Genomic DNA, 20,722 nt, shown 5'->3' with positions numbered 1-20,722 from the left:
CGGAGGAACTATCAAAGGCTGGGATTTCAGATGAAAACAACTTTAATTAGGAGGCAATTGAGATGAACAAGAAATTTGTTAAAATACTTACCCTGTTTCTCATTACATCTTTACTAATGGTAAATTTCACAGTCCAAACGACTGAAGCTGCAAACACATCGTATTATGTTGACTCCGCTAACGGCAATGATAGCAATACGGGCATGAGCGCGAGCACCCCATGGAAAACTTTACAGAAGGTCAACAGCAAGGTGTTTCAGCCCGGAGATCATATTTATTTGAAGTCAGGCAGCTCGTGGAATGAGGATTTGCTTCCAAAGGGGTCGGGAAGCAGCGGAAATCCGATTGTTATCGCTGCTTATGGAACAGGAAGCAAGCCTCTGATCAACGGCACGGGTGCGGAATACGCCCTATTCCTTCATAATCAGGAATATTGGACGATTAAAAATTTAGAAATCACAAATCGTGGTCAGGGTGAAGCTCAGCGTTCAGGTGTCGAAATTCAAGTCAGCGGGGCACAAGGAGTGCTTCATAACATTGAATTAATCGGTTTAGACATTCACGCTGTAGAGGGTATTTCCAGCCGGCGTTTCGATAATTATCCATTCTGGGAAACGGCCGGCATCGTAATAAGAATTGAGGATACAGATGATAGTGTGGCAAACAGCAGCAAACTTGACGGTCTCTTGATTGAAGATTGTCATATCTATGATGTATCGACCTCAGGTATTTCTTTTTACGGTACCGTATATACTGCTGCAAATTGGCACACGAACGTCATTGTCCGAAATAATGTAGTTGCGGATACAGGTGGTGATGGTATCGTTGGAGGCTTTTCTGTGGCACCATTGTTTGAATACAACACGATTTATGACGCTGGAGCTAGAGAGAAGGGTTATGGATATAACGCCGCATTATGGGAGAGTAATACGGTAAGCCCATTATTCCAATATAATGAAGTTGCCCGTACCCGCATGGATACAGGAGACGCAATGGCATTTGATGTCGATTGGGGAACAACGGGTACACCCGTCTTTCAGTATAATTATACCCATGATAACGAGGGCGGAATAATCATGGAAATGAATAACGCCAATTATACCGGGTACGAGAAGACTGTGTTCAGATACAATATTAGTCAGCATGATGCAGGAGGCCATGTCTATATATCGAAAAGAGGCAAAGTGCATTTCTACAACAATACGATTTTCAATGCGGGTGGTATGATTGATATTACCAGCTGGTATATGGATATTCCAGGTAATATATTTACTAATAATATTTTCGTTGCCCAGGAGGGTCACTATGGAGCGGGCTCGTATGATAACAATTTGTATTTCGGACATAGCGGGTCAGCCAGTGATGTGAATAAAGTGGTGGCAGATCCTAAATTTGTAGAGCCTAACGGAGCAGGAGATGGTAGAGATACGGCTGACGCCTACAAATTATTGGTAGGCTCCCCTGCCCTTAATGCTGGTAAACTCATCGCAGATAATGGAGGGAAAGATTACTGGGGCAATTCTGTATCCACAACGACCAAGCCTCACATAGGTGCTTACAATGGAACAGCCGTACCCGAGCCTACCTCGCTTAATCTAGTGCCGAATCCTGGATTTGAAAGCGGCAACTTAAGTGGATGGACTGGAACGGATATTGCTATCGCGGATTCGCCCGGGGATGTCCGATCTGGTTATTATGCTGGGAAAATCACCAGACGTTTCGGTGAATTATCAAGCCAGACACTGACCAACCTTCAACCCGACACCGATTACGTTTTTAGTGTTTATACGAAATCTGATTCTGGAAATCTGGAAATTTATTTGATGGATTTTAATCCCGCTATAGGCGATTACAGGTACGTGAATGTAGCAAATCGGGAATGGAAGAAAACCGCTCTTCCTTTCAGGACGGGAGCATCAGATACAACGGCTAAGATCAAAACTTACCGGATTTCTGGGGCTATTGGATCTGCCTATTTTGACAATTTCTCAATCGTTCCAGCAGATAGTGCCAATCACAAACCAATAACTAACAATATGGCACTAACCGCTAAAGGTAGTGCTACATCAGGCGCAGGCAACGTTTCGAAGACAGGGACGCTTAGCGCCAGCGATGCCGACGGGGATTCAATGTACTACGAAATTGTTACAAATGGGACCAAGGGCTATGCAAAAGTTATAAATGAAGAAACAGGCTATTTCGCCTACCTTCCCAATGCCGGAGAGTATGGCAGTGACAGCTTCACCTTTAGAGTGCATGATGGTCAGCACTATTCAGAGATTGCAACCGTGACGGTAGACATCATCTCATCTGAATCAACTGCACCTCGCACTTCATTAACTGGAGCAAGCTCCGTTCCGGCTGGTCAGGAGTTTAAAGTTAGCTATGGACTAAACAGCGTTACCCAAGCTGTTTACGCACAGGACATCAAGCTGGATTATGATCCTAACGTCATGGAATTTGTATCGGCAAGGTCCTTAATAGATGGGATTGCCATCGTGGAGACCGTCAAGGAACCCGCAGGTAAGCTTCGATTAATTGCTGCCAGTCAAGGCTCGGAACATGCATTCACTGGTAATGGGCAAATCGTAGAGCTTACCTTCAAAGCGAAGAATATTCCGCAAACAACAACAGGAATAATCTCGATTACGAGCGCTGCACTGGGAGATGTAGAAGGAAAAGAGCTTCAAGCAGCTACAGCCTCTATTAGTGTTCAGGTAACCACGGGAGGAAGCTCGGGCGGGATCAATGGCGACATCAATCAGGATGGCATTGTTTCCATTGGTGATTTGGCCATCATAGCCGCTCATTACGGCAAAGACAGCAGCAGCCCGGATTGGGAGCAAGCTAAGAAAGCGGATGTGAATGGAGATGGGAAAATCGATATCCTTGATCTCGCAGCTGTCGCCAAGAAAATTGTGGAATAACTAGAAGTTAAAGCAGGAAGGGGAGCTCTCCCCTCCTGTCTGTTTAAGAAAAGAAAGGATGATTGGCTTGAAACATAAGATGATCGCTTTCATACTCATTTCTCTACTCTGTCTGCCATCGTTGCTTCTTACAACCGCCTATGCGGAGACGGCTTCATCTTTTCTTTTAACTGCGAATAAACCTGTTGGCGGTAAAATCATCGTAACTATGAGTGGTAAGAATATTAAAGATCTATATGGCTATGAGGTGAGATTTACGTTTGATCCTGACCAATTAGAGCTGGTGGAAGCCAAATCCAGTCTGGACGGTTTTTCCGTATCGCCTATTATCAAGAAAAATGAGATCATTATAGCTCATACCAAAATCGGCAATGTCACAGGAGAAAGTGGGGATATCATCATCGGCACCCTAACTTTTAAAACCAAGAAGTCCGGTACTTCCTCTTTGAAGTGGGAATCCATAAAGGCGGTAGACCATAATTTGTCACATCAAACTTATTCCGTAGGACAAAGCATTTCCGTTTCCGTGGCTTCAGTGAAACAAGGTTTTATTGATCTGGAAGGGCACTGGGCTAAGGCAGATATAGAACTGCTCGCTTCGAAAGGCATTATTGAAGGTATGGATGAAGATCATTTTGTCCCGGAAGCCCATGTAACAAGAGCACAGTTCGCCGCGATGATTTCACGAGCGCTAAAACTTAAAGTGGCTACGAAGCAAAGTCCGTTCACCGATGTTGCGTCTGCTTCCTGGTATAAGGATGTCGTAAATAACGCCTATTCGGCAGGGATTATTCAAGGCATAACAGGTACCAGCTTTGTTCCAGAAAGAGATATTACAAGGGAAGAAATGGCTGTGATGATTGTGAGAGCGACTACCTATGCATCGGGTTCTTCAGTAGGGGAAAACAGTAACGTCGCTGTGGTAACTTTTGCAGATTCAGAGGCCATAAGTATATGGGCTAGAGATGGAATTCAAACAGCTGTTCGATTAGGCATCATAAATGGCAGAACAGAGGATAAGTTTGTTCCTCATGGCCAGGCAACGCGAGCGGAAGCAGCGACAGTGATTAAAAGGTTATTATCAGCGTTAAGCCTCCTCTAACAAACGGGTATTGGGCGTACTCAGAATATCAATATGAGCCTGGGGCAAAAGTATATAAATAAAGGAGCATACAAGTGAATTCACTTAATAAATCTTTGTGGATATGGAATCAAGGAACTCGAGATGAAGTCAATCAATATGTGGAATTTCGCCATGAATTTCTGTTGCAGGAAAGAGCGGAGCAGGCAAAGCTGTATCTCTCTGCTGATTCGGATTATGTTGTTTGGGTTAATGGAGTGTTGGTCGACTATGGTCAATATGATGATTTTCCGAATAATAAAGCTTATGATTGTTTGTCCATCGGTCATTTATTGCATGAGGGGACGAATGCATTATGTATACTGGCCTACTATCAGGGGGAAGGCAGCTTTCAATATAAGCAAGGTTACCCTGGTTTAATTTATACCATTGAAACGGGTGAAGAGGTCATCTCTAGCGACATTCATACGTATTGCCGTATATCCCCCTCATATGTCAGTGGGGTCGTTCCAAAAATAACCATGCAGTTAGGTTATTCCTTTGTCTATAACGCCAATAAGGAGGATCTTTGGCTAACGAATAGCTATAAGATGTCATCCGACTGGTTACCAACAAAGGCAAGCTTCGAGCTAAATAAGACTAGACCGAAGCTATATGAGCGACCCATCCGCAAGCTTGAGCTGAAGGAGCGAGGAATTGCCCGAATAAAGACACAAGGCTTGTTTGTTAGATCGACCGAGCAGCACGATTCGTCAGCGCAGTTTATGCAGAGCGACTATTTATCTTATAGGCAACCGGAGTATATTTTCGATAAGGCTGTCCCCTCTTTACCCAATCTCTCAGGTCTTCAGATTGCTTCTTCGACATTTACCGAGGCATCAGGTATTTATCTAGTACTTGACCTCGGGCATGAAGAATGTGGATTACTAGAATTGGAATTAGAGGGAGAGCACGGAACGATAATTGATATTGCTTGTGGCGAGCATCTAGATGATTTGCGGGTTCGCGCTGAAGTTGGAGGGAGAAATTTTGCTGTAACCTATAGCTGCAGAGAGGGTAGACAAACGTTTACCCATTTCTTCAAAAGATTAGCCGGCCGATATATTCAGCTTCACATCAGCGGTGTCAAAGCACGATTCGTGCTTTATTACGCAGGATTACGACCAGCGGAATATCCTGTGGCAGAAAAAGGAGAATTTTATTGCCCTGACAGGCTTCATCAGCAAATTGTTAAGACAGCCATCCGTACGCTGCATTTATGCATGCACGAACACTACGAGGACACGCCTTGGCGAGAGCAGGCGCTTTATGCGATGGATTCGAGAAACCAAGCTTTATGTGGCTACTACTGCTTTGGGGAGTATGATTTTCCACAAGCTTCTTTTGAGCTTTTAGGGGAAGGGGCAAGACAAGATGGCTACTTGGAGCTATGTGCCCCTATGGAGTATGAAATCACAATTCCCTCATTCAGCTTTTTATGGATAATCGAGCTTGCTGAACATTTGCTTTATAGTGGCAGAGTCGATTTCACGCTAAAAATGCTGCCTATTATTCAGAATATGATGGAGAAGCATATCGCTAGTATGGAGGGTGACCTCTTAAAAACACCGGATGAATCTGCATATTGGAACTTCTATGATTGGGAATCTGGTTTAGCAGGTGCTAAAGGAATTCATGAAACCAGATGGGATGCACCGCTTAATCTATTCTTTGTTATGGGCTTGGAATCTACGGCGTTTATGTTACAAGCTTGCGGCTTGATAGACTTGTCAGCTCATTATTCATCCATGGCAACGAGAGTAAAACATGCTATTCATCAACGTTTTTGGAATTCAGATAGAAATGCTTATCAAACCTATCAAGGGGAAGCTTATGCTGAGCATTATGCAGAGCTCACTCAAGCGTTAGCTTTATGCACAGATACATGTCCTGATCTGTTAGCAGGAAAATTACGTAATCGATTGGCTTCGGATGGCCAAGACTGGGTGCCAATTACACTAAGTCATTCTATTTTTAAATTCAAAGCACTGCTTGGCGAACCTGAAGCTTATGGGCAACTCGTTTTTGATTGTATAGGGGAAACCTGGGGAGATATATTGTTTAGTGGATCGACCAGCTTCTGGGAGACCAAGCATGGTGCTGATGATTTTGGTAGAGCAGGAAGCTTGTGTCACGGATGGTCAGCGGTTCCACTGTATTTCTATTACGCGTATTTGTTAGGTGTTCAACCGATAGAGCCGGGCTTTAAGGTGTTTAAGGTCAATCCGATTTCCAGCGGTTTTCATAAAGCAACAGGCACCGTGCCGACGCCCTATGGTCCTATTTCTGTAAAATGGGAGCAGAAAGCGGAAGGGCTAGAGATTAATGTAAACCATCCACAAGGGAGCATTCGACAGCAAGAGCTGTAATCAATTAGGTTAGTAAGAGTGGGATTTAGAATGAATCTAGGCGTCATTGGCTATGGAGATCGTATACGTTGGGTATTGGATGAAATGATTAAAGTGGATCCTGCCTGCAGCGTAACCAGCAGATTAAACAAGAGCTTGGGCAAGAAAAAAGTGATCAAATCTTGTTTTTCGACACGCCTGAAGCAATGATCGCTGCCGGCAAATTGGACGGCATCTTAATTGGTACAAGATGCTCTCTGCATACAGAGATGGCATTGAAAGTATTGCCCACGGGTATTCCATTATATTTAGAAAAACCTGTAGCAACTAGCTATGAAGATCTAATGCGTTTAAAAGAAGCGAACGATGCATACCAATCTGAAGTGGTAGTTTCTTTTCCGTTGCGTAATACACCCATGGTACAAATGGCCAAAGAAATTATTGACTCAGGCAAAATTGGTACAGTGAGCATGTGCAAGCGATGAATAATGTTGCTATTGGTGGAATTTTTTCCCATGTATGGTATAGGGATGAAAAGGAAACAGTGGGCTTTTTTCACAAAAATCTACGCATGATTTCGATTACATTACCTATTGCTTCAATCCAAACCAGTGCGAATTTGCGCGATGAATTCTAAGCAGATTTTCAAAGGAACTAAACCGGCAGGGTTGTAAGGATTGTGATGAGCAGCATACTAGTCTGGATAGCACTTTTCAAAGCACCTCGTTTGATGCTACATGGAGTATTGCTGCTTCGCCGAGGATACCGGAAATGAAGATTCAGGCAGTGCGATTATTCAGTATGATTCTGGCATGCATGTATCTTATACACAAAACTTTTTTGCGCGAAAAAAAGCCTGTGGTCGCGGTGCTAGACTAATGGGCTATAAAGGAACCATCGAATTTGATTGGTATACGAATCTGTTGAAGGTTTATATGCATCATACGAACCGAATCGAAACCTACGAGGTACTTCCGGATAATATCGGTGGAGAACATGTCGAGATCGTACCGGTCGGCTTCAACCTGACGGATAATCCGGTGTTAGTCGAAGCGATTCGCGAGAAGGCCGCGGAAGTCGGAATTGAGATTTCTAACTATGCGTTTGGCGCAGGTTTTGCCGGAAAGAACGAAACGGAATATGAAACGGAAATCGGGCGGGTGCTGAAGGAGGTTGATATTGCGGCCCGACTTGGCGTGAAATTGATGCGCCATGATGTCGCCTCTGTAACGGATATCTCCATGAAGCACTTTACTGAGGAACTGCCCCTTATTTGTTTCTATGGTGAACACAAAAAGGCTAACCCACGCATTCATGACTATGTGTGCGTGAGTCAGCCTTTTAATATTTTACACGTATTGAAAATATAATTAGATCTCATCTTTTGTTACTTTTGGAATCATAATTTTTACTATGGTCCCCATTTGGGACATGCTTTCTATAACGACACGTGATTCTCCGCCAAAGTACAATTTTATTCTTTTCCTTACATTATTTATTCCAATACCCAAATGGTCTGAATTCTCCTTATTCATGCTCTCCAACTGGCGTGTCTCTATTCCTATCCCATCATCACTGATTTTAAAAATGATAAAAAGCTCTTCACTATAACAGGTAATACTAATGTTGCCTTTAAGCTCATCCTTTTTACTAATACCATGCATAATCGCATTTTCAATAATCGGTTGGAGGATTAGCTTGGGGGTATAATATTGAAGTAACGATTGATCCACGCTCCAGGAGAACTTTACTTTATCCCCTAACCTTACCTTCTGAATATCAATATAGGCTCGGGCATAATCCAGTTCTTCCTCAATGGTTACTAATTTATTTTGTTGGCTTATCCCGATCCTGAATAAACTGCCAAGTGCTGTAATCATTTCGGCGGCCTTTTCTTTTTTATCCCCTTTAATCATCCATTTAATCGATTCCATGGTGTTCGATAAAAAGTGAGGGTTGATTTGCGCTTGCAGAGCAATAAGCTCCGCTTCTTTCTTTTCGTGCTCCAGCTCCTTTTCCTTTAAATTAGAAAGGTATACCGTTTCTATCAAATTTCTGATCCGCTGTGCCATGTTGTTAAAGGCCATTCCCAATTCCTGTATTTCACTAACCTTGGAGCTTGTACTGAAATCAGCATGGATATATCCATCTGAGAAGATTATCAGTTTCTTTTTTAACTTAATAATGGAGTTTGCCAAGCCTTTTGCAAATACATGCGAAAAAATCAGCACGATCAAGATCATAAATAATACGGTATACATATTGATCGTTAACATCTTTAAACTATCTTCTCTGAACACCTTCTCATCCAATTCTCCAACCAGGATCCAAGGAATTTTTGTGGGAAATACATAAATCAATAAGCTGTGATTTGGATCATTCGAGATATTTATTGTGCCGGATATGGGCATACTTCCTCGATCAAATGAATATTGTGACTTCTGTCCAATCCTGGATTTAGAATTATGCGATATTATGGTCCCGTTCTCATCAATGATAAATGTATTATTATTAGCAAATTGAACGTCCCTGTAGATAGACTCAATATTAGTTTCATAATAGGTCGTTTGCAGATAGCCTAACCCTTTCAAAAAAAGATCATCCGATTTAACGCCTCTTATCTTCCTTATCAATCTGATTACGTTTCTATTATATTTGTCCAAGTCATAGCTGAGCCATAAGGGGGTGCTTAAATTATACTCATCAATTTGTAGAGGTTCTTTATTTATAAAAAAAGACGTCGAGAACAATGGTTTTTTTTCTGTATTGTACAATGCAGTTTCAAATATATTTTCAGCAAGAGAAAGATTTTCCTCAATCGTTCCACCAATCTGTTCCATCTCATCACCAGGTTTGTAGTCTGCTCTCATGCTCCTGACAAGATAATTTTGAATGGCGGGATTAACCATAATATTCGTAGAAATCCTTTCGTTTATAGCGATAAAAGAATCAATATTATTAGCGGTTTGTTTGAAGGTCAGGAGGATGGATTCCTTCACTTTATTCTCGATAAGTGTAGAAGAGCTGTAATAAAATGTAATGCTATATATAATCATAGGAACAGTAGCAACCAGGGCAAAATAAATCATAAACACTTTCTTGATCCCCATGCTCTCTTTCACAGCAACCAAATGATTGCTATTATCCTGAGCATTATATTGAAGAGCTTTATTTCTCAAATAAAGAATGGGTCTAGCAATCCTGTTTGAAATATAAATACCGCAAACAATGGAGATAAAGGAACTAATTAATGCCGTGATAAGAACATTATTGCGAACTTTCTTGATCGTCTGATAGGTATTCTCCAAGCTTCTAAAAGTAAGGATCTGCCAATCCCCATATTTGTTCTTCATATAGAAAAACTGATAATCGTTATTACCCATTTTCCCTTTAAATTTACCCTGCTCATAAGCGGCTGTCTTCAATATAGGCGTATAGTCTAATTGAGGATTATTGCTTGATGACCAAATGACCTTCTGATTTAACTTACTGGAAATAATTACATTGTTTTCTTCAATGAACACCTGATCCATCCACTGAGGCTTCATAACAACAAATATATAGCCCAATTCCTTATCCCCCTGTAATATGAGGGAACCGAACACAAAACCGCCTAATTCCTTTTCGAAAATAGATCCTTGGAGATTAGGACCAAATATACTGACACTACGTTCCGAATTTTTTATTGTAGTGTAAATGGATGAATTCCTAATGCTTCCCGCATTTAAGGATGTGGGGAATCGATCAGAACGAATACCGACCAAATCCGTATAAACTTCTATTCTCAGTATATCTTCATAACCAACCTGCATTTTATTAAAAATATCCCAAACTTTTTTATCAATTTTATTTTTATCGTAGAAGCTTTTATTACCCTCTGCAGAATACTCTGTTAGCTTTTCTATAAGTGTTTGGTTTACAGAAAAGGTTCTGGTTAACTTTTCTATTTCACCCATAGAAAAATCAATCTTGTTATTGACCTGTCTTAGATTGCTTTGGTCCATAGATTCCGTGCGCTCTAAAATTGTAGAAACGGATGTGCGAAAAGAGACAATACACAACACAGATAAAGAAACCGCTACCAAGATAATCGATAGAAAAGAAAGGAAGGTTTTTAATCCATAGCTCTGATGAATCTTATGAAACAAGGTTCCAACCCCCTCCCCCCATAAACGACCTCGCTTAAACCTGAATACCGATATTCTTTTCTTTATAATACATTGGTGTGAGGCCAACCTCTTTTTTGAATACCTTGCTGAAATGTCTGAAATCATCATATCCGACAGCAACGGCGACTTCATATACTTTCATATCGGATTTCAATAGCAATTGTTTTGCTTTTGATATTCTAACAGCAGTTAGATATCCCATGAAGGTATAACCCGTTTTTAATTTAAATAAAGAACAAAAATAAGAGGGAGAAATGTACAGAAACTTACAAACCTCATCCAGTATGATTTTCCTGTCGAAATAGTCATTAATATATTTCTTGGCTTGAACAATGATCGGATTATTATCTTCTTCTTGGGAAATGATGCATTTCGATATCATGCTGCACATCTTATACATCCAATCCTTAAGGTCGCTTAACGTTTCTTTATCTATGATTCTACGGATTTTCTTATATACATCCTCATCCAAAACGCGGCTTAGTTCAATTTGATATTCATTTAATTTGATGGACAGCATGATTAATATTTCAACCGTATTCATAAATATGTTCTCTTCTTCGCCTACCTTAAATCCTTCCATATATTCAAAGTACTGGTCTATGGATGATTGCAACAAGTTCATTTGACATGAAACGGTATATTCAACAATACTTTTCATCAGAATAACGATTCCCCCACTATGGGGAGCTTGGAATTTTGATCTATCATTTCGTTTAGACTCCACATCATCGCAATGGTGTACCGAACCAAGTCCCTCATAAAATTTCTTCTTTAATGTTTGGGAAGCTTCATTAAATGATTTTCTTAGCTCGGTAAGATCTGCATATGTTTTTCCAATGCCCACACTTATGCGAAGAGCAGGCAAATTGATTTTTTGTTTTAACCTATCTCTTATTTCAGTGGCTATGCCAATACAGGTCGTTCTGGATATATCCCTCTTGACGGTTATCGCAAGATTTAATAAATCCTCATCCACCTGAATAATGTCACAGGATTCCAACTCCTCATATTTATCAAAAACTCTGTTGAATAGTGGAATTAGGACATTCTCCTTGGGCCAATGATGTTCATGAATTTGCAAAGTCATAGAAGCATAATAATGATTATTATTAATGGACAGGATGGGACTATGCCCGTCCATTCTTCCTTCAATGATATCTCTTATCCTGTTTCTATATTGCACTTGGATAATATTGTTGTTAGAGTTACTGTCTCCAATCGTAGATCTTTGTAAAGAGACGTCAAGCTCTTTCTTGGCTTTTAGGAAGACATTCTTGATCTCATTATCAACAGTTGGTTTGATAAGATAATTAAATGCTTTATATTCAATACATTGTCGCGCATACTCAAATTCACTGTACCCACTTAAGACAACAATCTTAATATGATTATATAATTCACTAACTTGCGCCAACAATTCTATTCCATTCATAACCGGCATCATAATATCGGTGAGAATCACATCTGGCCGTAGACTCGGAATCAAGTCAAGTGCGCACTTTCCATTCTCCGCTTCACCGACTACCTGAAACCCATAATCTGCCCAAGGAATGTGTTCCTTTAAACCCCATCGATTGACCTCTTCATCTTCGACGATCATTAATCTGTACACATGAGTCCCTCCCAGACTATGTTATCAACGACTGATGAATGCCCTTTCAATTTTACATTATAGCACAGACTTCCCAATGTCAAGGATGTTTTTGGTAAGTGGAAATTCCTTAATTTTACAAATGTTCCCCTATAATTTTCCTATATCCAGCCGGTGACCCTTCAAAAACAAATCATTGATGGTGATATACGTTCCAGTTTAAATATTTGCTGAAGGCTTCGCTGATAGCTGGGGCAATGGAAGACAGGTTGGCTGCAATATGGTGTTCAAACCCCTGTTCGCAGATATAGGTGAGTAGCTTCTGAAATTGAGGGATTTGGACAACACCGTAGCCACCAAAGGTAAGTAATGGATCTTTCGTAAAGCTTCCCTCTCCCACATAGGTACGGATTTCTCCAGTAAAATCGTCTGTCGAAACACGACAGTACGTAAACGGACTACTTTTAATGCGTCCAGATAGCGTGCCATATGTATTTTCCCTACCAACCGCCCCTGCTAGAATTTCATGATAGTCCATCTTTAGCTCTTCAAAAACATCTTTGGGCAAATTGCTGCAATGAAAGACCACACCTTTATCGGGATCATCACCGTAATTATTGTTCCAGTCCAGCAAGGCACTAGGACGACCTGATGCCTGCTGTAAGGCGTACATCCCCACAAGTCCGGGGATATCTACCTCACATGCGCTTGGAAGTAAGCTATTGCTCATCATACTCATGATCGTACAGGGCGCGATGCCAAAAAACTCCTCCATCGAAGTCCAACATTGTATTGCCGTGGCGGAGAGATCGTAATCCTTCATCCACTGCTCAATAGTGACACCGAGTCTAGCCATCTTAAGCAGTTTATCTTCCGGGAAACCGTTCGTATTCACGTAGCTTTTCATTTCTTCTAATTTGGTTTGCACGTTCCGATCCTGATCTTTCAATCGATTCGCCCTTCCAAAAACTTCGGAAAGATCTAAAGTCTCGATTGAAATACCTTGCCGTTCCAATAGCTTTTCACTATATCTCACGGTGTTGAACGCGGCAGGACGTGCGCCGATCGCACCGAGCCGGACACTTCGCAGTGATTTGACCACCCGACAGACTGCTGCAAACTGATTTAGATCGCTGCGAAAGCTTTCACTCTTCGGATCCACCGTATGCATGGAAGTTAAGGAGTATGTAATGCCATATTGTTTGAGATTATTGCATACTGATATTTTTCCGCAGAAGCTGTCCCTTCTATCTTTATTAGTCATCGAGTTTACTTCATCGTTGAAGGCGTGAATCAATACAGGCACATTAAGTGCCGAAACGCGGATTACATTGGCTACCGCCCGTTCATCCCCAAAGTTTGGGAGCGTAACCAACATGCCATCTATCACGTTTCGGTGTTCCTTGAAATAATTCGAACAAATATTAGCGTCATCCAGGCTTTCAACAGCTCCGTATCGAGTCGCATTGACATCAAGAATAACTACATCTATTCCTTCCTCTTCCAAAACCTTTATCATCATTTGACGCCCCGATTCACACAAATGACCCGGGAAAAACCCCCGATTCCCCACAATCACGCCCAATGTGCATTTTTTAGCTTGTTCTCCCATATTCATCCCCCTATGAAAATTTTCGCCAAAGCTACTCAGTCGCAGATCAAAAAGTCGACCTTGTGCTGCCTGCATTGTTCCTTTAGTTCGTCGTCAGGAAGTTGGTCCGATCGTATATTCTTTTTTTCCGTTCGAGGTTAGTGAGCTTTTTGTTACTTGGCCTTTCCTGTGGCGATGGAAACTCCATAATTCAATCCCCTTTCATTTTTAGCTTAAGGCGTAATTTCATCCCAAGTGACTCCTCTTATGGAGCATAGCCAACGCCTTATCGCTGTCAGCACCTTCATGAACAACAGCCATTAATGCCCGTGTGATGCCGGCTGGATTGTGGTGCTGAACGACATTGCGGCCATATACGATTCCCGATGCGCCTTGTTTCATTAATTCGCACGTTCTTATTAACACTTCTTCATCCGATGCCAAACCGCCGCCACGAACAAGAACAGGCTTACCAGAAGCCATTTCAATGACGCGATGATATTCCTCAACATGGTCACAAGGATCCGCTTTAATTAAATCCGCTCCTAATTCCACAGCCTGACGGACTAAAGGCAAAATTTTATTAATGTCACCATCTACCATATACCCACCTACTTTATCATTAGGTAGCATTGCCAGTGGTTCAATCATTAAAGGCATTCCGTATTTATCACATTGCGGCTTTAAGAATGTAATATTTCGGATGCATTGGTGAAGGAGCTCAGGCTGGTTTGGCAATAAAAAGAGATTTACCACTATACATGCAGCATCAAGTAAAACAGCTTGTTCAACAATCCCTTCAAAAAGCTGACTGTAAGTATAGCTAGGAAGCGTATTTCCGTAAATATTCGCCGTATCCGATCTTAGTACCAAAGAAGGCTTCTTCTTTCCCATCCTGTCTTGCAGAAAATGAGCTTGCCCTATACTAACTTGTATGGCATCGGGATCGGCGTCTACCACAGTTTCTATGGCTTTTTGCATATTTTCTATCCCTGCCAAGAACGCTAGTTCGTTGAAAAAACCATGGTCGATCGCAACATCGAAACATTTACCGTCCGATGCAAACAACCGATTCATTCTTGTTTTTTTGAACATAATGATCCACACCTTTTTTTTATTTTTTAACATTATAATTTATTTATTAACATTCAATGATCATATATCATATTATTTCGATTGTCTATATATTTCTTGCTTATAACTGGGTACCACCGATAATCTTACAGTCTTCATAATAAGCCAGTATCTCTGTATCTGTAACTTCCACGCTGTATACTTTCTTTTCTTTTATTAATTTGCGAGCTTTGCGAGCTCACTAAAGGTTATCAAAGAAGCGAGTTTCATTATATTGTTTCGGACCATAAATAGTTTTTTTTACTTTTGAGCGCTTCCTCCCTTCGTCTATCCTCCGCCTTCAAGATGCTCTGAAAAAAGTCATAGCTGATATCCTCAACAATGACTTCTTTCCAAGCAAACTCGCTCGTCCTCAAAGGTGCCGCCGTTTTCCTTTGAATGAATATTGTCATCGCTTATATGAGACTTAACCCCCATTATAGAGAGGATGATTCACACAAGTGTGTACAATCTTTCTATTTAAAGTGTGTAATTTTACTCTTTATGTGGATTATTGAATACTTATATTTGTCAGTAAGACAATTGAGATGAACAAGTTATTACGCTTGCACTATTCGTCATTACAACTTTGGTACTGGTGCGGAATATTCCCTCTTCCTTCATAATCAGGAATATTAGACGGTTAAAAATTTAGAAATCACAAATCGTGGGCAGGTGGGGGTGACGGATTATTAAGTGCATTAATGTGCTTAAAGGCCAAGGAATCCGCCGAAACTCATAGCTTTCAGACGATTGACTGGAGCTAGTAATTCGTGTGAAATAACGGGAAGAACAAATGGGAAGGGAAACAGGAACGGGGGAAACAGGAAGGGGAATCCTCCCTCCTGTCTTTTTAATAGCAAAGTCCATTCACTCCTGCTTCCTGATATATAGAAGTTAGCGCCTATTGGGCAGAGATAACGTTAATAACCTGCCGGCATTGGCCCCACATAAGTGGACTGCGGACGGAAAATCCGGTTGTTTTGCGATTGCTCCAGCACATGGGCGGTCCAGCCAACGATCCGTGCTGCTGTAAATGTTGGTGTGAAAAGCATGGATGGCATTTGCACAGCGCGCATAACTGCTGCGGCATAAAATTCAACATTGGTGAACAGCTTGCGGTCCGGTTTGTATTCAGCCAAAAGCCGGATAGCCGTTTGCTCGGCATGCTGGGCCAAGTCCAGCCATGGATCATCTCCTGCTAATGCGGTGGTTACTTCGCGCAGTGCCTCAGCTCTTGGATCCTGAGTTTTATATATCCGATGACCGAAGCCCATCAGTCTTTCTCCCTGGCCCAAAATTGCGCGCATACAAGGCTCCGCCTGCTCTTTGGAGCCGATATCCTCCAGCAGCTTGATTACACCGGACGGTGCTCCTCCATGCAGCGGACCTTTCATGGCGCCAATTGCAGCTGCCACAGCGGAATACAGGTCTGATTCGGTTGAGGAAACAACCCGTGCCGTAAAGGTAGAAGCATTAAGCCCATGCTCCATGGCTAAAATCATATAGGCATTCATGGCACGAATATGTGCTGGCGATGCTGGACGTCCGAAGAGCAGATGGAGATAATAGGCCACATGATCTAAATCTTCTGTTGGCTCCGACCAATCAGCATCATGTTTGGAATCCGGTGCATGCTCCCGATGTTCTGATTCTGCCGCTTGAGAAGAATGAGCCGAATGTGTTTGATGGTAGCGATACGCTATGATACTGGGAAGAATTCCTGTCATATGGATCGCTTGCTCGATTGTAGGAGGCCATGAAGGAGCTGAGCCCGAGGATGCGGCTATTACTGCCATCATAACGCTCATCATGGAAGCTTCCTTCGGCATTGCGTCAAGCAGCTGCTTAAGCTCTGGAGTCAGACGTCTGCTGCTGGCAAGCTTCTTTTTAAACTCCTTCAATTGCAGCTCATCAGGCAGCTCACCATGCCAAAGCAAAAATGCGACTTCTTCGAATGAATGATGGACAGCCAGCTCTTTGGCTGCGTATCCCCGGTATACGAGCTGACCGCTAACCCCGTTCACATATCCAATCTCCGTTTCAGCAGCAACGACGCCTTCCAATCCAGTAACTTTTAGTTTCATTTCTACAGCCTCCATTTTAGTTCAAGATGACCTATTTGTTTGAATACGAATTAGTTATTATCATACCAACTCTTTTCAATAAATAAAACATTAACTTTCATGTCATCTATATAAAATAAATTTATCGAAAATCATTTATTCCACTAGATCATAAACACAAATTTTGTAAAAAATCGACCCATTACACAAGAATACTATTACTGGGTTGTTTTATATTTTTCGCGTCTTCGGATTATATAGTGGAACAACTGAATTCAGTTGTAATGAAACACTCCAATCAGTATAATGACTTTATAGTCATAAAATGAATTTGGATTATTATTGGAGGCTGAGTGGATAATGACTACAAGAATTTCTTTGAAGGAAAAACAGCAAAAGGAGCGAGAACAGCTTATTCTGGAGTATGCGGAGAGAGTTCTACTAGAAAAAGGTTATCACGATATGAGTATGGATGAGATTGCGATCGGAGTGGGGGTTGCAAAAGGTACGCTATACCTTCATTTCCCTAAGAAAGAAGATCTTGTGTTCACCATAGTGGAGCCTAAAATGCAATCGTTTCTTGGTTCTGTTGAAGAAGCCATAGCCCTTCCTGTTAGTCCAAAGGAAAAGCTTGAGTTTCTTCTGAATCGCGAATTGTCCGGAGCTTTTTTTCAATTTTTGTTAACGAGCATTCCCGACATGACAACAATTTTCAAATCCCATGAAGCAGAAGTTAATGAAATCCTCCCAAAAATATTCAGTGGCATCCATGAAATGCTGAACGAAGGAAAACGAGAAGGTTTATTTGATCCGGACTTACCCGTCGAGTTTATGTCCTCCGCGTTTATTAATCTTTTCGAGCCTCATTTGTATAAAGAAATGGTCGAGGCAAGAAAGATGCCGGTGGAGGTATTCAATAGCCATGTTTCAAATGTCTTTTTTCGAGGCATTATGAAAATTAAGGAGTAGATAAATGAACTTCTATACTGAAATCATGAATCGAAAATTCAGTGATGTGATAACGCAGGAACAATTCGCTTGGCTTAATGAAATCGTCTTTCTTTCTGCATTGGAAGAAGTATGGGGTTCTATTGATTTGGCTCATCGCGTAGAAGGAGGAGGGCCTTATCCCGAACAATTCGATCTGTTGAATAAGATTTTCGGAATGAGTCATAAAGAATTTGATGAGCGGATAGAAGCGTTCGGTCAACATAGGAAAAAAAAGAAAGAGAGAAATTCGAAGGATGAAAAATAAAACAGCATTAACATCCGGACCGATTGGAAAAACGCTGTTCTTCTTTGCTATTCCTTTTTTAATGGGCAATGCTTTGCAGTCTCTAAACGGACTCGTGAATTCGATTTGGGTTGGACAGTTGTTAGGAGAACAGGCCCTGGCAGCTACTTTTAACGCAAATATTCTACTGTTCTTCTTGATTAGCTCCATCTTCGGGATCGCTATGGCAACCGTAATTATGATCGGCAAACACGTGGGTGCAGACAATATGGATGGGGCAAAAGAGGTTGTTGGCACAAGCGCCATGTTCTTTCTAGTTTTATCCCTGATTATTTCGGGAATAGGTTTTCTATTCACATTGCCAATTCTAAATATGCTGAATACCCCATCCGACATTATAAATTTAGCTGAATCCTATACACGAATTCTATTTATCTGTATCCCTTTTTCATTTTTGCATAATTATGCAATGGCTGTAATGAGGGGAGCCGGCGATTCCAAGACACCGTTGTATTTTTTGATGTTGTCGGTTGGACTGGATATTGGGCTTAATCCCGTACTTATTTTGGGAATGGGGCCTGTACCTGAGATGGGAATTTCGGGCTCTTCATTGGCTGCTGGGATCGCTCAGTTTCTGAGTCTTACGCTATTTATTGTCTATATGTACGCTAAAAAGTACTTTTTACGCATAACCAAAGATGATTTGCACTTTTTAAAAGTGAAGTGGGATATTATCAAGTTTTTAATGGCTAAAGGGCTTCCGATGGGGCTCCAGATGATGTTTTCTACTGCCAGTGTACTTGCACTATTTCACCTTATCAACTCATTCGGTTCCGACGCAGCGGCAGCTTTTGGCGCGGTAAACCAGCTTATTACCTATATCCAAATGCCAGGCATAGCGCTAGGTGGGGCTTTAACTGCGATGGCGGCACAAAATATCGGAGCTGAAAAGTGGGAACGGGTACATCTGGCTGCAGCGACGGGCATAGGGTTAAACCTCTTATTAACAGGTTTATTGGTATCATTATGTATCATTTTCAGAGATGAAATTCTGTTGCTTTTTCTTCCGGCCGCTGGGAATGCATTTGTAATTGGCAAACAAATTATTATGATTACATTTTGGTCATATATCCTGTTTGGGGTTACGCTTGTAATTGCAGGGGTAGTTAGAGCAACTGGAGCGGTGATCGTACCTCTGCTTATTACAATCCTTACATTGTGGGGAATCCAAATCCCACTTGCTTATTATTTAGGCAAACAGTATGGATTGGAAAATCTATGGTGGAGCTTCCCAATCGCGCTTATCTGTTCCGCTGTCCTTTTTACTGTTTACTATCTATCAGGAAAGTGGAAAAAGGTTTCGGAGAGGAAAGTAGCTAAAGGAACACCTACAAGATAATTATGCTTATGGACATCCTTAAACTTCCGTGTTTCCATATACTCGGTATTTATGAAAATGATCATGAATTTCAAATTCGGGTTCAGGCAGTCTCTGCACCTTCCGAATGCCCGCATTGCAAAACTAAAAAAAACCCATACAGGCACGGAAGTAGAGAACATGTTTGCATGGACTTGCCCATCCATGGCAAGCAAGTAGGGCTTCTCATTAAACGTCAGAGGTATCATTGTAGAGATTGCAATCAAACCTTCTGGGAGCGGTTAGATTGCACCATAGACGAGAAACGTAATTGCACAAAACGGCTACTATCGTATATCGAAAAACAAAGTATCCAACGCACATTCGTCAGCATATCCGAAGACATTGGGATAAACGAGAAGACAATACGCAATATTTTCCGTGATTACATCAATCGGCTGGAAGAAACCACGCAATTCGAAACTCCTAACTGGCTTGGAATAGATGAAATTCATATCATGAATAAGCCAAGATGCGTCTTTACTAACACCGAAGAACGTAAATTGATAGACCTCCTTCAAAATCGCAATAAGGAAACGGTTGTAGAATACCTTTCTCGTCTACGAAATAAGGATAGAATACAGTATGTCACGATGGATATGTGTCAACCTTACAAGGACGCTGTAAAAGCTGTATTGCCTAGAGCAATCATTATTGTCGATAAGTTTCACATTGTCCGTATGGCTAACCAAGCGTTGGAAACCATCCGCAAACAACTTAGAGAGGGCTGCCATAAAGAGCTTACAGAGATGAAGGAATCCTATTTCGATATTTGGGATTGTGACAACAGACAGAAAGCGTTTCTCAAATACAACGCTTGGAAAGCAAAAATACCAACCGAACTCCAATCCGCATTTGAACCTCTTATTAAAGCTATGAAAAACTGGGAAGAAGAGATATTCGCCTACTTTGACCATCACACTACAAACGCTTATACCGAGTCTTTGAGAAGCCTTATCAGGGCAATGAATCGTTTAGGCAGAGGATATTCTTTTGAGGTTCTACGGGCCAAAATGCTTTTCACAGAAGGTCTTCCGAAGGAACGTAGACCTTACGTTAAAGTCTGAGATTCCGACAATTTTCATCTTAACCCCTCCTTACTTCGTCGCAGTATGTTTTTTTTCGCGGGCATAATTTCTGTTG

The 20,722-nt window shown here is 41.4% G+C and carries 13 protein-coding genes and 1 pseudogene; 9 read left to right on the top strand and 5 right to left on the bottom strand.

The genetic code is table 11. The features are described 5' to 3' along the window. Positions 1 to 62 precede the first annotated feature (62 nt). The 5 genes from J2Z66_RS11685 (at position 63) to J2Z66_RS43780 (ending at position 7,765) form a co-directional block, all read left to right on the top strand. Positions 63 to 2,927 carry a cohesin domain-containing protein gene (locus J2Z66_RS11685; RefSeq protein ID WP_209971576.1) on the top strand — a complete coding sequence of 955 codons (2,865 nt, stop codon included), beginning with the start codon at positions 63 to 65 and terminating at the stop codon, positions 2,925 to 2,927. Between the two features lie 67 nt (positions 2,928 to 2,994). Further along, entirely contained in the window at positions 2,995 to 4,029 is a 1,035-nt protein-coding gene (locus J2Z66_RS11680; RefSeq protein ID WP_209971575.1) for an S-layer homology domain-containing protein, read from the top strand. A 74-nt stretch (positions 4,030 to 4,103) separates the two neighbouring features. Next, complete coding sequence (locus tag J2Z66_RS11675; RefSeq protein WP_209971574.1) at positions 4,104 to 6,416, top strand: alpha-L-rhamnosidase-related protein; 2,313 nt, start codon at positions 4,104 to 4,106, stop codon at positions 6,414 to 6,416. 161 nt (positions 6,417 to 6,577) lie between these two features. Further along, a complete protein-coding gene (locus tag J2Z66_RS42580; protein WP_245375468.1) occupies positions 6,578 to 6,880 on the top strand; it encodes a Gfo/Idh/MocA family protein in 303 nt (100 codons plus the stop codon). Positions 6,881 to 7,273: 393 nt separating this feature from the next. Then, positions 7,274 to 7,765 (top strand): IolE/MocC family protein, encoded by a 492-nt coding sequence (locus tag J2Z66_RS43780; protein ID WP_312894504.1) that lies wholly within the window; start codon positions 7,274 to 7,276, stop codon positions 7,763 to 7,765. On the opposite strand, the gene J2Z66_RS11665 is transcribed toward J2Z66_RS43780, so the two are convergent. The 5 genes from J2Z66_RS11665 to J2Z66_RS11645 all read right to left on the bottom strand — a co-directional run bounded on the left by J2Z66_RS11665 (position 7,766) and on the right by J2Z66_RS11645 (position 16,949). Next, on the bottom strand, positions 7,766 to 10,543 hold the full coding sequence (locus J2Z66_RS11665) for a sensor histidine kinase (RefSeq protein ID WP_209971573.1): 2,778 nt from the start codon (positions 10,541 to 10,543) through the stop codon (positions 7,766 to 7,768). Positions 10,544 to 10,577: 34 nt separating this feature from the next. Next, complete coding sequence (locus J2Z66_RS11660; RefSeq protein ID WP_209971572.1) at positions 10,578 to 12,179, bottom strand: response regulator; 1,602 nt, start codon at positions 12,177 to 12,179, stop codon at positions 10,578 to 10,580. Between the two features lie 172 nt (positions 12,180 to 12,351). Then, on the bottom strand, positions 12,352 to 13,770 hold the full coding sequence (locus tag J2Z66_RS11655; RefSeq protein WP_209971571.1) for an L-fucose/L-arabinose isomerase family protein: 1,419 nt from the start codon (positions 13,768 to 13,770) through the stop codon (positions 12,352 to 12,354). A gap of 225 nt (positions 13,771 to 13,995) precedes the next feature. Beyond that, positions 13,996 to 14,844 carry a class I fructose-bisphosphate aldolase gene (locus tag J2Z66_RS11650; protein ID WP_209971570.1) on the bottom strand — a complete coding sequence of 283 codons (849 nt, stop codon included), beginning with the start codon at positions 14,842 to 14,844 and terminating at the stop codon, positions 13,996 to 13,998. Between the two features lie 941 nt (positions 14,845 to 15,785). Beyond that, positions 15,786 to 16,949, bottom strand: coding sequence for a citrate synthase/methylcitrate synthase (locus tag J2Z66_RS11645; RefSeq protein WP_209971569.1), 1,164 nt, complete (start codon positions 16,947 to 16,949; stop codon positions 15,786 to 15,788). A gap of 339 nt (positions 16,950 to 17,288) precedes the next feature. On the opposite strand from J2Z66_RS11645, the gene J2Z66_RS11640 reads away from it, so the two are divergent. The 4 genes and pseudogenes from J2Z66_RS11640 to J2Z66_RS11625 all read left to right on the top strand — a co-directional run. Continuing rightward, positions 17,289 to 17,897 (top strand): TetR/AcrR family transcriptional regulator, encoded by a 609-nt coding sequence (locus J2Z66_RS11640; protein WP_209971568.1) that lies wholly within the window; start codon positions 17,289 to 17,291, stop codon positions 17,895 to 17,897. A 4-nt stretch (positions 17,898 to 17,901) separates the two neighbouring features. Next, a complete protein-coding gene (locus J2Z66_RS11635) occupies positions 17,902 to 18,183 on the top strand; it encodes a hypothetical protein (protein WP_209971567.1) in 282 nt (93 codons plus the stop codon). Next, positions 18,173 to 19,561 carry an MATE family efflux transporter gene (locus J2Z66_RS11630; protein ID WP_209971566.1) on the top strand — a complete coding sequence of 463 codons (1,389 nt, stop codon included), beginning with the start codon at positions 18,173 to 18,175 and terminating at the stop codon, positions 19,559 to 19,561. Before J2Z66_RS11635 ends, J2Z66_RS11630 begins: the two co-directional genes overlap by 11 nt. 8 nt (positions 19,562 to 19,569) lie before the next feature. Further along, positions 19,570 to 20,628, top strand: a pseudogene (locus J2Z66_RS11625) (ISL3 family transposase); the annotation flags it as partial. Between the last annotated feature and the right edge of the window lie 94 nt (positions 20,629 to 20,722).

Origin of the sequence: Paenibacillus eucommiae, assembly GCF_017874215.1 — a bacterium.
In the GTDB taxonomy this organism is placed as follows: Bacteria; Bacillota; Bacilli; order Paenibacillales; family NBRC-103111; genus Paenibacillus_AI; species Paenibacillus_AI eucommiae.
The sequence above is the reverse complement of the archived record's forward strand: the minus strand, read 5'-3'. Positions and strand labels throughout refer to the sequence as shown.

Bases quoted from the DNA above. Each gene is read 5' to 3' on its own strand.
- J2Z66_RS11640 (WP_209971568.1), top strand. From the start codon at position 17,289: ATGACTACAAGAATTTCTTTGAAGGAAAAACAGCAAAAGGAGCGAGAA.
- J2Z66_RS11655 (WP_209971571.1), bottom strand. From the start codon at position 13,770: ATGGGAGAACAAGCTAAAAAATGCACATTGGGCGTGATTGTGGGGAAT.
- J2Z66_RS11685 (WP_209971576.1), top strand. From the start codon at position 63: ATGAACAAGAAATTTGTTAAAATACTTACCCTGTTTCTCATTACATCT.
- J2Z66_RS11630 (WP_209971566.1), top strand. From the start codon at position 18,173: ATGAAAAATAAAACAGCATTAACATCCGGACCGATTGGAAAAACGCTG.
- J2Z66_RS11650 (WP_209971570.1), bottom strand. From the start codon at position 14,844: ATGTTCAAAAAAACAAGAATGAATCGGTTGTTTGCATCGGACGGTAAA.
- J2Z66_RS11635 (WP_209971567.1), top strand. From the start codon at position 17,902: ATGAACTTCTATACTGAAATCATGAATCGAAAATTCAGTGATGTGATA.
- J2Z66_RS43780 (WP_312894504.1), top strand. From the start codon at position 7,274: ATGGGCTATAAAGGAACCATCGAATTTGATTGGTATACGAATCTGTTG.
- J2Z66_RS11645 (WP_209971569.1), bottom strand. From the start codon at position 16,949: ATGAAACTAAAAGTTACTGGATTGGAAGGCGTCGTTGCTGCTGAAACG.